The sequence below is a fragment of the Microbacterium phosphatis genome, assembly GCF_049177115.1.
GTDB lineage: Bacteria > Actinomycetota > Actinomycetes > Actinomycetales > Microbacteriaceae > Microbacterium > Microbacterium phosphatis.
Map to the genome: position 1 here is coordinate 2,010,649 of NZ_CP185370.1, position 12,285 is coordinate 2,022,933.

11 protein-coding genes are annotated in these 12,285 nt (G+C 70.9%); 6 read left to right on the plus strand and 5 right to left on the minus strand.

The window, feature by feature from the left end; genetic code table 11:
• Positions 1-14 precede the first annotated feature (14 nt).
• Positions 15-914, plus strand: a complete 900-nt coding sequence (locus ACOKGD_RS09625; RefSeq protein WP_342334392.1) for an alpha/beta hydrolase — start codon at positions 15-17, stop codon at positions 912-914.
• A gap of 9 nt (positions 915-923) precedes the next feature.
• Positions 924-1,820, plus strand: a complete 897-nt coding sequence (locus ACOKGD_RS09630) for a glycosyltransferase family 2 protein (protein ID WP_342334390.1) — start codon at positions 924-926, stop codon at positions 1,818-1,820.
• A gap of 725 nt (positions 1,821-2,545) precedes the next feature.
• Here ACOKGD_RS09630 and ACOKGD_RS09635 read toward each other — a convergent pair.
• Positions 2,546-3,289, minus strand: a complete 744-nt coding sequence (locus tag ACOKGD_RS09635; protein ID WP_342334388.1) for a hypothetical protein — start codon at positions 3,287-3,289, stop codon at positions 2,546-2,548.
• Positions 3,290-3,784: 495 nt separating this feature from the next.
• Positions 3,785-5,830, minus strand: coding sequence for an ABC transporter ATP-binding protein (locus ACOKGD_RS09640; RefSeq protein ID WP_421355039.1), 2,046 nt, complete (start codon positions 5,828-5,830; stop codon positions 3,785-3,787).
• A 209-nt stretch (positions 5,831-6,039) separates the two neighbouring features.
• Here ACOKGD_RS09640 and ACOKGD_RS09645 point away from each other — a divergent pair, with 209 nt between their 5' ends.
• Positions 6,040-7,530 (plus strand): MDR family MFS transporter, encoded by a 1,491-nt coding sequence (locus tag ACOKGD_RS09645; RefSeq protein ID WP_342334387.1) that lies wholly within the window; start codon positions 6,040-6,042, stop codon positions 7,528-7,530.
• 71 nt (positions 7,531-7,601) lie between these two features.
• Positions 7,602-8,585, plus strand: a complete 984-nt coding sequence (locus ACOKGD_RS09650) for a bile acid:sodium symporter family protein (RefSeq protein WP_342334385.1) — start codon at positions 7,602-7,604, stop codon at positions 8,583-8,585.
• A 92-nt stretch (positions 8,586-8,677) separates the two neighbouring features.
• Here the strand turns inward: ACOKGD_RS09650 and ACOKGD_RS09655 are convergent, their stop codons facing one another.
• Positions 8,678-9,286, minus strand: coding sequence for a flavodoxin family protein (locus ACOKGD_RS09655; protein ID WP_342334384.1), 609 nt, complete (start codon positions 9,284-9,286; stop codon positions 8,678-8,680).
• A gap of 230 nt (positions 9,287-9,516) precedes the next feature.
• On the opposite strand from ACOKGD_RS09655, the gene ACOKGD_RS09660 reads away from it, so the two are divergent.
• Positions 9,517-10,065 carry a type 1 glutamine amidotransferase domain-containing protein gene (locus tag ACOKGD_RS09660; RefSeq protein WP_342334382.1) on the plus strand — a complete coding sequence of 183 codons (549 nt, stop codon included), beginning with the start codon at positions 9,517-9,519 and terminating at the stop codon, positions 10,063-10,065.
• 30 nt (positions 10,066-10,095) lie between these two features.
• On the opposite strand, the gene ACOKGD_RS09665 is transcribed toward ACOKGD_RS09660, so the two are convergent.
• Positions 10,096-11,094: a magnesium and cobalt transport protein CorA gene (locus tag ACOKGD_RS09665; protein WP_342334380.1), complete on the minus strand. Its 999-nt coding sequence runs from the start codon at positions 11,092-11,094 to the stop codon at positions 10,096-10,098.
• Positions 11,095-11,198: 104 nt separating this feature from the next.
• On the opposite strand from ACOKGD_RS09665, the gene ACOKGD_RS09670 reads away from it, so the two are divergent.
• Positions 11,199-11,552 (plus strand): nuclear transport factor 2 family protein, encoded by a 354-nt coding sequence (locus ACOKGD_RS09670; RefSeq protein WP_342334379.1) that lies wholly within the window; start codon positions 11,199-11,201, stop codon positions 11,550-11,552.
• Positions 11,553-11,574: 22 nt separating this feature from the next.
• Here ACOKGD_RS09670 and ACOKGD_RS09675 read toward each other — a convergent pair whose 3' ends face one another.
• Positions 11,575-12,261 (minus strand): nucleotidyltransferase domain-containing protein, encoded by a 687-nt coding sequence (locus ACOKGD_RS09675; RefSeq protein ID WP_342334378.1) that lies wholly within the window; start codon positions 12,259-12,261, stop codon positions 11,575-11,577.
• Between the last annotated feature and the right edge of the window lie 24 nt (positions 12,262-12,285).

A 12,285-nucleotide genomic window follows, 5' to 3' on the forward strand; every position in this document is an offset into this window, starting at 1 on the left:
GCTAGGTTCGGCATATGGTCGCCCCCGCGTCGCGCTCGTCTCCGTCCGCGCCCTTGCCGTACGTCGCCCTGCCGATCTCGCAGGACGACATCACCTACGCGCACGGGCCCGATTCGATCCGGCGGGCGGGTGTGCCCGAGGGGGCGCTCGAGGAGCTGGTGATCGAGGACTGCGTGGCCTATCCCGGCACGCGACGGCGCGTGTGGATCCACACGCCCGTCGGGCTGACGCCCGACGAGGAGGCCTCGGTGATGTTCTTCACCGACGGCTGGTGGAACCTCGATCCCGAGAGCGAGGTGCGCGGCGCCGTTGTGCTCGACAACCTCGCCGCGGCCGGGGACATCCCTCCCCTCATCGGCGTGTTCGTCGATCCGGGTGTCTTCGACGACGAGAGCGGGCCGCGGAAGAACCGCAACGCCGAGTACGACGCCTTCGACTCGCGGCACGCCGTCTTCCTGGTGGACGAGATCCTGCCGCTCGTCGAGGCGCGGCAGCGCGTCTCGCGAGCGGCGTCCAGCCGCGGGATCTGCGGCGGCAGCAGCGGGGGCGACGCCGCCTTCACGGCGGCGTGGACCCGGCCGGACGCGATCGGGCGCGTCCTGGCCTTCAACGCCAGCTTCGCCCAGATGTCCGGCGGCAACCCCTACCCCGAGCTGCTGGCGCGGGCCGATCCGCGGCCGATCCGCGTCCTCCTGCACGCGGCGCACCGCGACGTCGGCTGGAACCAGCGCGAGGGCAACTGGTTCGCCGAGAACCTGCGCACGGCCGCCGCCCTCGCCGAGGCAGGCTACGACATGCGGCTTGTGCTCGGCGACGGAGGCCACGGCCCCAATCACGCGGGTGTCCTGCTGCCCGATGCCCTGCGCTGGCTCTGGCGTCCGATGGCGGAGCCCCTCCCCGCGCGGCGCCCGTAGGCTCGGTCTGTGCCCGAAGATTCCGCGCCCCTCGTCACCGTGATCGTGCCGGGGTGGAACGTCGAACCGTACGCCGCCGAGGCGCTGTCCTCCCTCCAGGCGCAGTCGCTCGACCGGTGGCGCGCGATCCTGATCGATGACGGATCCGTCGACGGCACCGGGTCCGTGTTCGCCGCCTTCGCGGCACAGGATCCGCGCTTCACCTTGGTGACCCATCCGGCTCAGCGCGGCCTGGGTGCCGCGCGCAACAGCGGACTCGAGCTCGTCGAGACCCCGTACGTGGGGTTCTTCGACGCCGACGACGTGATGCTGCCCGGGGCGCTGGAGCTGCTCGTCGGGTCTCTCGAGCGCAGCGGCAGCGATGTCGCCGTCGGGCAGTACACGCGCCTGCGCCCCACCGACGACGGCGGGTACGCGCCCGCCTCCGTTCAGCCCTGGGTCGAGGCCTCCACCGGATCGGGGCACACGGGCGTGACCCTCGCCGAGCATCCCGACGTCGTGGGCAACATCGTCGCGTGGTCGAAGGTGAGCCGGGCGTCGCTGTGGCGCGAGCTGCGCTTCCCGGCCGGGCTCTACGAGGATCAGGCCGTGACGCAGGTGCTGTACACCCGGGCGCGCGCGATCGACACGGTCGCCGAGCCCGTTGTGCACTGGCGGGTGCGCGCCGAGGGCACCTCCATCACCCAGCGCGAGGCCGATCCGCTCGTCCTCGCCGCCTGCCTCGATGCCATGCGCGACGGCCTCGCCGTGCTGCACCGCGATGCGCCGGCCGCCGCGCTGGAAGCCCGCATCGGGCAGATCCTGCGCATGGACCTGCCGCGCCTGAGCGCCCTCGACCTCGATCCCGCCTCGCGCGCCGCCCTCGAGGTCTTCGCCGCCGAGCTCACCGAGCCCCGCGACGCCTGAGCCCTCGGGCACCGGGGGGTGCGGCGGGCGCGGCGGGGCACGGGTTGCCCCGATCCGCCGCCATCTCGCGTCGGGTTGGAGCGGATTCAGGCACGGGGGTCGGCTGGGGACGCGGGTTGCCCTGATCCGCCGCCATTTGGCCCGGCGCGGGGGCGGATTGAGGCACGAGGTCGGGCGAGGCGCGGCTAGCCCCGATCCGCCGCCATTTGGCCCGGCGCGGGGGCGGATTGAGGCACGGGGGTCTGCGGGTCGCGCGACTTGCCCCAATCCCCCGCCATCCCGCTCCGCGTAGGGGCGGATTCAGGCACGCGGTGGGCAGGTGGCGCGGCTTGCCCTAATCCGCCGCCATCCCGCTCCGCGTAGGGGCGGATTCAGGCATGGGGTCAACTGAGGAAGCGGGTTGCCCCGACCCGCCGCCGTCCCGCTGCGCGTAGGGGCGGATTGAGGCATGGGCTCAGCCGGGGACGCGGGTTGCCCCGACCGGCCGCCATTTCGCCCCGGGTGGGGGCGGATCGAGGCACGGGGTCAGCCGCTGGCGCGACTTGCCCCGATCCGCCTCCATCCGGCTCCGGGTAGGGGCGGATTGAGGCACGCGGCTGACCGGGGGCGGCTTGCCTACTCCGTCACCCCCGGGAGGCAGCCAATCGGGTACCGGTCCCTGCTACAACGCGTCTGCCCTGATCCGCCGTCACTCGCCACGCAATGGCGGCGGATCGCGGCATGGGTCAACGCGAAGTCTGGCGCCGGATCGCCACGCGAAGGTCAGCGAGAAGCTGACGCGGGTCGTCCAGGTCCGTCTGCGTCACGTGGATGTAGACCCAGCCGAGCGCTTCCAGGGCACGCCGCCGACGCTGATCGCGGCGCCACTGGCCCTTATCGCGATGATGATCGCCCTCGTACTCGATGGCGATCTTAAGGTGCGGGATCGCGAGATCCACTCGCCCGACGAAGAACCCGTCTTCGTCCCGGACCTTCACCTGGCAGACGAGACCGGCGATGCCGTGCTGGATCAGCAGCACCCGCAGCTCGGACTCCTTCGGCGACTCGGACGCGGCGTCAAGCAGTGCCACCGCGCTGCGCAGTTTCGTTCTCGTGGTCCGGGGCCGCTCGATTCCCGCGACGAGCTCTTCGAAGGGCATCGCCTTGCCTGCCGGCGAGATGAGTGCGTCCCCCACCGCCACGAGCTCGGCCAGCGTGAGGATCTCGGCCAGATCGCAGAACGTTCGGATCAACCCGGTGCAGGGCACGTCGCCCAGCCGGACCTGATCTGTTGGCGGCAAGTTCCGCTGATAGCCGGTTACTCCTCTGCCGCGTCGGGCTCTTGTGCCCGGCGGGGTGGTGATGTGCACTGATCCGTCCCAGGAGAGGCGCAGCGGAAGAGGGAGGCCCCACAGCAATGCGGCGGTCGCGTGGCTGAACGTCGCTCCGTCCGGCAGGCGGCAGAGGCGCGCGCGCAGCCGTGCCGCCATGTCATCCATTCCGCGGGGAAGCCGCACCCCGTACGCAGGAGCCCAGAGGTCGCCTGCACGCAGCCTCTTCTGAGAGACACCCCGCGCCTCGCGGAGGCCGAACGCCCGCCCGCGGAGGTGGTCGGGAAGAGGTTCGGGTGGGCGCGCCATGGCCCCACTCTCGCGCCGGCGGCGCTCCGACCCGGCGTTGTCCCCATCCCGCCATCGGACGCCGCCCCAATTCCCCGCTGTGGACGAACCACCCAGCTCGCGGGTGCCCCGAGCCGCCGCCAAACCACGATGGAAGGCGGCCACTCGAGGCAACAACCGGAACCCTGCGCGTCACGTGCCCCGATCCGCCGCCAATCGGCGCCGACAAGCGGCCATTCGAGGCAACACCCGGAACCCTGCGCGTCACGTGCCCCGATCCGCCGCCAACCCGCGCCGAGAAGCGGCCACTCGAGGCAACAGCCCGACCCGCGCCGCCCCCCGCCCCCGGGGCCCTCCCGCCCCGGCTCAGGCCTCGGGCAGCGTGGCGGGCGGGGGTGTCAGCAGGGCCGCGGCATCCGGCAGCGCGTCGGGGCGTTCGTCGACCGGGGGCCTGTCGGCGCGACGACCGCGCAGCTCGGGGTCGTCGGTCGCGTCGGAGGTCTCGGCTTCGGCCTCGAGCACGCGGCTCGCGGCGAGCTGCTCCTCGGCGAGCTCGGCATAGAGGCCGCCGAGGGCGAGCAGCTCGGCGTGCGTGCCGGATTCGACGATGCGCCCGGCGTCGATCACGTGGATCACATCGGCATCGATCACGGTCGACAGGCGGTGCGCGATGGTGAGGGTGGTGCGGCCGGCCGACGCAGTCTCGAGGGCCTCCTGCACGATGCGCTCGGACACGGTGTCGAGGGCGCTGGTGGCCTCGTCGAGCAGCAGCACCGGCGGATCCTTCAGCAGGACGCGCGCAATGGCGATGCGCTGCTTCTCGCCGCCGGAGAGGCGGTAGCCGCGCTCGCCGACCACGGTGTCGTAGCCCTCCTCGAACCCCGCGATGATGTGGTGGATGTTGGCGGCGCGGCAGGCGTCCTCGATCTCGGCGTCGGTGGCCTCGGGCTTCGCGTAGCGGAGGTTATCGCGGATCGTCGCGTGGAACAGGTAGGTCTCCTGCGACACGATCCCGACGTGGTCGATGATCGACTCCTGCGTGAGGCGCTTCACGTTCTCGCCCGAGAAGAGCACCTCCCCCGATGCGGCCTCGTACAGGCGCGGCGTCAGGTACAGCACCGTCGTCTTGCCGGCACCCGACGGGCCGACGAACGCGATCTGCTGCCCGGGCTCGGCGGTGAAGCTGACACCCCGCAGCGTCGGGCGCGCATCGGGCGACGTGTCGGGGTAGCGGAACACCACGTCGCGGAACTCGATCCGCCCCACCGGCCCCGACGCCTGGTCGACGGTGACGGCGTCGGGGGCGTCCCGGATCGCGGGCGTCATGTCGAGGTACTCGAAGATGCGGGCGAACAGGGCGGCCGATGTCTGCACGTCCAGCGCGACGCGCATCAGGCCGATGAGCGGCTGCAGCAGACGCGCCTGCACGGTGGTGAACGCGACCACGGTTCCCGCGGTGATGAGGCCCGGGTTGTCCGAGAGCAGGATGCCCGCGAAGAGGTAGATCACCGCCGGGACGCTCGCCATCAGCACGTGCACGATCGCGAAGAACCCCTGACCGCTCATGGTCTGGCGCACCTGCAGGCGGATCTGATTGGCGTTCTCGTCGGAGTAGCGGCCCGACTCGGTGCGCTGCCGGTTGAACGCCTTCGACAGCAGGATGCCTGAGACGCTCAGGGTCTCCTGCGTGATGGCGGTCAGCTCCGACAGCGACTGCTGCGTCTCGGCGGCGATCTTCGCGCGGATCTGCCCGACCCGCCGCTGAACGAGCACCAGGATCGGCATCAGCACGATCGCGATGAGGGTGAGCCGCCAGTCGATCAGGATCATCGCCACCAGCGAGGCGACGACCGTGACGATGTTGCCGAGGATGGCCGCCACGGTGTTGGTGAGCACGCCCGAGACGCCGCCGACGTCGTTCTGCAGCCGCGACTGGATCACGCCCGTCTTGGTGCGGGTGAAGAAGCCGAGCTCCATCGACTGGAGGTGCTCGAACATCCGCACCCGCAGATCGCCCGTCACCCGGTTGCCCACGTTCGAGGTGAACCAGGCCTGCGCCACCCCGACGAGCGCGCTCACGACGTAGAGCCCGACGATCAGCAGCACCAGCCGGATCAGGAGGTCCATCTGCACGGCTCCGACGGATCCGGCAGCCTCGTCGATCGGGAACAGGGCGTCGTCGAAGATGCGCTGGATCACCAGCGGGGGGATCGCGCCGAGGGCGGCGCCCAGGATGACCAGCGCGCCGGTGATGGCGATCCGGCCGCGATAGGGGCGGAACAGCGCGACGACGCGGCGCCCGAGGTCGGGGATGGCCGGGGCCTCGGCGTTCTGCTTGCGCAGGGCGTCCTCGTCGACGGTGCGTCCTCCACCGCGGACGTGCCCGCCGCCCATACCCCGCCCCATGCTCATGCCCGCCAGCCTAATCTCGGGCTCGGACACGTCCGGCGGGTGAAAGGTGGCCGACTCGGGAATGCGATGTCGGAGGTCGCGGTTAGCCTGAACTGTCGGCTCGCAGATCCTGCGTCGTCGCCGACCCCTTTTCCAGCTTTCGCGACGGATCTCGCCGACGATCCGCCTCTCGGGCCCTTCGCCCGTCCCCCCTTCATCCGAGGAGAACGATGACCGCCGACACCGCACCGCGCACGGGGTCCGTGCCGACCGCCGGCTCCGCCCCCGAGATCGACCCCCGGGCCATGCGCGTCGTCTGGCTGCTGCTGATCGCCGCCTTCGTCGCGATCCTCAACGAGACGACGATGAGCATCGCGCTGCCCGACCTGCGCACCGACCTCGGTGTGCCGCCGGAGCTCGGGCAGTGGCTGACGAGCGCCTTCATGCTGACGATGGCCGTGGTCATCCCGACCACCGGCTTCCTGCTGCAGCGCCTGACGACGCGCCAGGCGTTCATCCTCGCGATGTCGCTGTTCACCGCCGGCACCGCGATCGCGATGATCGCACCCGGCTTCGAGGTGCTGCTCGGCGGCCGCGTGGTGCAGGCCGCCGGAACGGCGATCACCATGCCGCTGCTCATGACCACGGTCATGACGGTCGTCCCCGCGCACGCGCGCGGTCGCATCATGGGCCGCGTCGGAATCGTCATCTCCCTGGCGCCTGCCATCGGCCCGACCCTGGCGGGCGTCCTGCTCGACGTGGCGAGCTGGCGCTGGATCTTCGGTGTGGTGCTGCCGATCGCCATCGTCGCGCTCATCATCGGCGCCAAGCTCATGACGAACCTCGGCGAGACGTCCAAGGCGCCGCTCGATGTGCTCTCGGTGATCCTGTCGGCGCTGGCGTTCGGTGGCCTCGTGTACGGCCTCAGCCAGATCGGCGGCGCGCACGGCGGCGGCTCCGGCATGTCCGAGGGCGCCGCGATCGGCATGATCGCCGGATCCGTTGTGGTTCTCGCGCTGTTCGTGTGGCGCCAGATCTCGCTGCAGAAGAAGGACGACGCCCTGCTGGATCTGCGTGTGTTCAACGCGCGCAACTTCACGCTGGCGATCGTCGTGATGGGGATCCTGTCGCTCGCCATGTTCGGCACGTTCACGGCCCTGCCTGTCTACATGCAGGAGGTCCTGCAGCTCTCGGGCACCGAGGCCGGTCTCGTTGTGCTGCCGGGTGCGATCGCGATGGGTCTGCTCGGTCCGGTCATCGGCCGGATCTACGACGCGAAGGGCGTCGCGATCCTGCTGATCCCGGGCACCGCCCTCGTCGCGATCGTGATGGGCTTCTACGCGACGCTCACCGATTCGACGTCGGTCTGGGCGCTGGTGATCGCGCAGATCACGATGTCGATCGGCATGGCGATGTCGTTCACCCCGCTGTTCTCGGCGTCGCTGGGCTCGCTCCGTCCGCACCTGTACTCGCACGGATCCGCGGTGCTCAACACCCTGCAGCAGGTGGCGGGTGCCGCCGGCGTCGCGGTGCTGATCACGACCATGACGTCCGTGTCGGCGTCGCGCGAGGCGGCCGGCGTGGCCGAGCTCGCGGCGGGCGCCGCCGGTGCCCGCGCCGCGTTCCTCTTTTCCGCGATCGTCGCGGTGGTGGCCGTGGTCGCGGCGGTGTTCGTCCGCAAGCCGGCCGACTCCCCCGAGGGTTTCCACGGCGGTCACTGACGCCCGGAGGGCGGCCCGGTTCACAATGTCCGCATTGTGAGCATGCGCCCGGAACGTGGTAGCTAAGAAGGATGAGCACCACCGAGCGCGCCCCGGCGCCGTCCCCCACCACCCCCTCGTCCCCCTCCGCCGATCGTGCCGCCCGCCTCGCGGTCACGGTCTTCCCGATCCTGGTCATCGTCGCCGGCATCATCGGCTTCGCGTTCGCCGACGCGGTCGCTCCGCTCGGCGCGGCCGTGCCGTGGCTGCTCGGTGTGGTCATGTTCGGCATGGGCCTCACGCTGACGCTCCCCGACTTCAGCCGCATCCTCAAGCGGCCGTGGATGGTGGCGATCGGCGTGGTGCTGCAGTACCTGATCATGCCGCTGACCGCCTGGCTCATCGTGCTCGTGCTGCAGCTGCCGGCCGAGCTCGCGGCGGGTGTCATCCTCGTCGGCTGCGCCCCGGGTGGCACCGCCTCGAACGTGGTGACCTACCTGTCGCGCGGCGACACCGCCCTCTCGGTCACCGTCACCACCTGCTCGACCCTGCTCGCGCCGGTGCTGACCCCGCTGCTCACGCTGTGGCTCGCGGGCCAGTTCCTCGACGTGCCGTTCGCGTCGATGTTCGTCTCAATCCTGCAGACCGTGCTGCTGCCCGTGCTCGCGGGTCTCGTCGTCCGCCTGCTGCTGCGCCGCTGGGTCGAGCGCGCCCAACCGGCCCTGCCGTGGGTGTCGACCATCGCGATCGCCCTCATCGTCGCCGCTGTGGTCGCCGGCAGCGCCGACCGCATCGTCGAGGCCGGGCTGCTGGTCTTCCTCGCCGTGTTCCTTCACAACGGCTTCGGCCTGCTGCTCGGCTACCTGGCCGCGTGGGGCATGCGCATGACGCAGCGCGAGCGTCGCGCGATCGCCATCGAGGTGGGCATGCAGAACTCGGGCCTGGCGGCCTCTCTCGCCGCCGCGCACTTCTCGCCGCTCGCGGCGCTGCCCGCCGCGGTGTTCTCGGTCTGGCACAACCTGTCGGGCGCCCTTTTCGCGATGATCATGGGCCGTCGCCCCGTCACCGACGAGTGACCCGCGTCACAGACCCGCGGGCGGCGACGCCCGCGGGTCTGTGACTCCTCGCGCGGTGGCCGGCGCGAGGCCTCCCGCCGGCACCCGTTCTCTCACTCCGAGGGCTGCGGCGGGTACGGCGACTCGGCCAGCAGCCGCGCGAGATGCGCGGCATGGCGCGCGAGCGTCGCCGTGGTGGTGGCGACCTTCTCGGGCGTCTGCGGCAGATCCTTGTAGTCGGTCGTCTGCATCGCCTCGCCGTTCCAATAGACCCCGCCCTGGGACGGGATCGTGTAGCCCACGTCCCCGAGGCCCTGGTAGAGGTCGGCGATGATGGCGTGCGCACCGTCCTCGTTTCCGACCACCACCACAACGGCGACCTTCCCGGCGAGGATCGGACGACCCTCGTCGTCCGTCACCGAGATCTCGTTGTCGAGCCGCTCCAGCACCCGCTGGGCGACGCTCGACATGTGTCCCATCCAGGTCGGAGTCCCGAAGACGAGGATGTCGGCGTCGAGCACCTTCTGGCGCAGTGCCGGCCATTCGTCGCCGTCGCCCATGTCGTCCAGCACGCCCGGGCGGACGTCGTGATCGACGATCCGGATCTGCTCTCCGGTGATGCCGTGGGAGGCGAGCTCCGCCAGCACCTGGCTGTTGAGCAGCGCCGTGCTGGAGGGCTGCGGCGACGGGCTGAGCGTGCAGTTGATCGCGAGTGCGCGCATAACGATCCTCTCTTGCGCCGCGGTGGCGGCGATGTCGGGAAGGGCCATTCAACGCGGATCCCCCCAGCCGTGCACGGGGTTGACAGGGCCGCGCCTCGCCGCCGGCTCTCCTTCCCCTTCTGGGCCGGCCCGCGGTTAGCCGCGCCGGTGCCGATGCGCAACCGGGGTGACGGGCGCGGCGGCCCCTCGTACCGTCGAAGACGACCCCGCACGACAACGAAGGAGGCATCATGCCCGCACTCACCGGAAAGCGCGTCGCGTTCCTGCTCACGGACGGCTTCGAGGACAGCGAGCTCACGAGCCCCTGGGAGGCCGTCTCCCAGGCCGGCGCCGAGACCGTCCTCGTCTCGCCCGCCGACGGCGAGGTGACCGGCAAGAACGGCCACACCCAGGCAGTCGACCTCGCGGCCTCGGCGGCCTCGAGCGGCGACTTCGACGGGCTCGTCCTGCCGGGCGGCGTCGTCAACGCCGATCACCTGCGCACCGACGCGGCATCGGTCGATTTCGCGCGCGCGTTCTTCGCCGAGCACAAGCCGGTGTCCGTCATCTGCCACGGCGCGTGGATCCTGATCGAGGCCGACGTGGTGCGCGACCGCACGATGACGAGCTACCCGAGCCTGAAGACCGACCTGCGCAACGCCGGCGCCGAGTGGGTGGACGAGGAGGTCGTGGTCGACGCGGGCCTCGTCTCAAGCCGGACCCCGGACGACCTGCCGGCCTTCAACGCCAAGACCGTCGAGGAGCTCGCCGAGGGCACGCACCGCGAGCAGCACGCCTGATCGCGGTGTCACCGCGGGCGGCCCCGGCGACTACATCCACCGGCGCCACTTGAAGACGGCGTACAGCCCGCCCGCGGTGACGACCATCAGCGCGATGGCCATCGGGTACCCCCACGCCCAGTGCAGCTCCGGCATCGCCCGGAAGTTCATGCCGTAGATGCCCGTCACGATGCTCGGGCCGAACAGGATCGCTGCCCAGCCCGAGATGCGCTTGACCTGCTCGTTCTGCGCGAGCGCCGTGTCGGTCTGACGCCGCGTGACCAGCGTGGAGTTCACGGTCAGGGCGTTGTCGAGGATCGCGCGGAACGAACCGAGGCGCTCCGTGATCCGGATGGCGTGGTCGAGCACGTCGCGCAGCGACCGCTGCAGCTCGATGTGCACCCCGAACCGGTCGGCACCCCGCAGCAGCGATTCCAGCATCGGCGTGAGCGGATCGACCGCGCGCTGAAAGCCGATCACCTCGCGCGAGAGCAGATAGATGCGCTGCGAGAGCTCGGCGGTGTCGTCGTTGAAGAGCGAATCCTCGATCTCGTCGATGTCGTTCTGCAGGCCCGCCACCACGGGCTCGTACTCGTCGACGACCTCGTCGAGCACCGCGTAGAGCACGGCCTCCGGACCGAGGGCGAGAAGATCCGGCTTGCCCTCCATCCGATGCCGCACCCGCGCCAGATCCGGCCGCTCCGCATGACGGATGGTGACCACGAAGTCGGGCCCGACGAAGACGTGGAGCTCGCCGAAGTCGACGATCTCCTTCTTGTCGATGTAGCGCGCGGGGCGCAGCACGGTGAACAGGATGTCGCCGTAGCGCTCGAGCTTCGCGCGCTGGTGCCCGAGGAGCGCGTCCTCGACCGCGAGCTCGTGGAGCGAGAACTCGGCCGCCACCTTGGCGATCTCCTCCTCGGTCGGACGGAACAGGCCGATCCAGGCCATCCCACCCTGGGCCCTCATGTACTCGAAGGTCTCCTCGAGACTCGCGGGGTTCTCGATCCGGCGGCCGCCGACGTAGACGGCGTTGTCGATGATGGGCACGCCTCATTGTCATGGGTGCGCCGCCGCGCCCCCGTCAGGCGCGGCGAGCGGGCCGATGACGCCAGGCCGTTGCGGGAACCGGCGCGCGCGGATAGACACGGCGTATGACTCGAGCACAGGACTGGCTGGACGGCTACCTTCGCGCATGGCGCTCGTACGACGAGGCGGATGTGCGCGCGCTCTTCACCGATGACGCGGAGTACTGGTTCCGCCCCAACGATGCCGAGCCCACGCGCGGGATCGACGCGATCCTCGAGATGTGGGACTCGGACAGGGGCGACGACCCGCAGTTCGACTTCGAGGTGCTGATCGAAGACGATCTCCTCGCGATCATCCGGGGCCACGTCACGTACCCGGGCGAGAAGCACTACACGAACATGTGGGAGGTCTGGTTCGCTCCCGACGGGCGGGCGCGCAAGTTCGTGGAGTGGTGGATGCTCCCCCGCAAGCACGCCTAGGCGCTGCGCCGCGTGCCGACGATCAGCGCGTGAACCCCGCCTGCAGCCGGCCGCCGAACCGCTCGAGCTCGGCCTCCGCGGCGGTGAGGAACTCGCGGATGTCACCGCGCGCGAGCGGGTCGCCGAGCCGCAGGGCGCGATCCGCGTCCAGCCGGCGCAGGTGCCGGGGCAGGTGCTTGCCCGCCGCGATCCACCGCCCGCCGGCGAGCAGGATCAGCTCGGCGAGCCGCTCATAGAGCAGGGATGCGACGACCTGCCGTTCGATCGGATCCGTCGCATCGCGCAGGTCGTCGAGCAGGTCGGTGACGATGTAGCGCCGCAGGGACAGCTCCTGCGGGGTGGTCGTCGGCCCCGCCTCCACCACCGGCCGCCATCGCGCCCGAAGGGACTCCAGCCCCTCGTCGCGCACGGCGACGCCCCGCAGCAGCATGTCCAGCAAGACGGGCCGGTGGCTGTCGACCCCGCGTCGCGCCCACTGGTCGAAATCGTCATCCGTGTAGGCGAACACCTCGAGGATCTCGCCCTCGAAGGCGTAGGTCGCCGCGAGGCTGGTGCGCTCGTCCCCGAACGTCCGGTCGCCGATCAGCAGCAGGTCGATGTCGCTCGTCGCCGTCCGGTCGCCGCGCGCGGTGCTTCCCGCGACGACCGCGGTGGAGGCGCCGGGGAAGTGCTGGGACACGAATCGCTCGGCGACGGCGAGGGGGTTCATGCCGCCACGGTACCGATCCCGGCG

What these genes read in the sequence shown, in the direction of transcription:
- ACOKGD_RS09645 (WP_342334387.1), top strand. Translation starts at nt 6,040, where the DNA reads ATGACCGCCGACACCGCACCGCGCACGGGGTCCGTGCCGACCGCCGGC.
- ACOKGD_RS09650 (WP_342334385.1), top strand. Translation starts at nt 7,602, where the DNA reads ATGAGCACCACCGAGCGCGCCCCGGCGCCGTCCCCCACCACCCCCTCG.
- ACOKGD_RS09635 (WP_342334388.1), bottom strand. Translation starts at nt 3,289, where the DNA reads ATGGCGGCACGGCTGCGCGCGCGCCTCTGCCGCCTGCCGGACGGAGCG.
- ACOKGD_RS09675 (WP_342334378.1), bottom strand. Translation starts at nt 12,261, where the DNA reads ATGAACCCCCTCGCCGTCGCCGAGCGATTCGTGTCCCAGCACTTCCCC.
- ACOKGD_RS09655 (WP_342334384.1), bottom strand. Translation starts at nt 9,286, where the DNA reads ATGCGCGCACTCGCGATCAACTGCACGCTCAGCCCGTCGCCGCAGCCC.
- ACOKGD_RS09660 (WP_342334382.1), top strand. Translation starts at nt 9,517, where the DNA reads ATGCCCGCACTCACCGGAAAGCGCGTCGCGTTCCTGCTCACGGACGGC.
- ACOKGD_RS09625 (WP_342334392.1), top strand. Translation starts at nt 15, where the DNA reads ATGGTCGCCCCCGCGTCGCGCTCGTCTCCGTCCGCGCCCTTGCCGTAC.
- ACOKGD_RS09670 (WP_342334379.1), top strand. Translation starts at nt 11,199, where the DNA reads ATGACTCGAGCACAGGACTGGCTGGACGGCTACCTTCGCGCATGGCGC.
- ACOKGD_RS09640 (WP_421355039.1), bottom strand. Translation starts at nt 5,830, where the DNA reads ATGAGCATGGGGCGGGGTATGGGCGGCGGGCACGTCCGCGGTGGAGGA.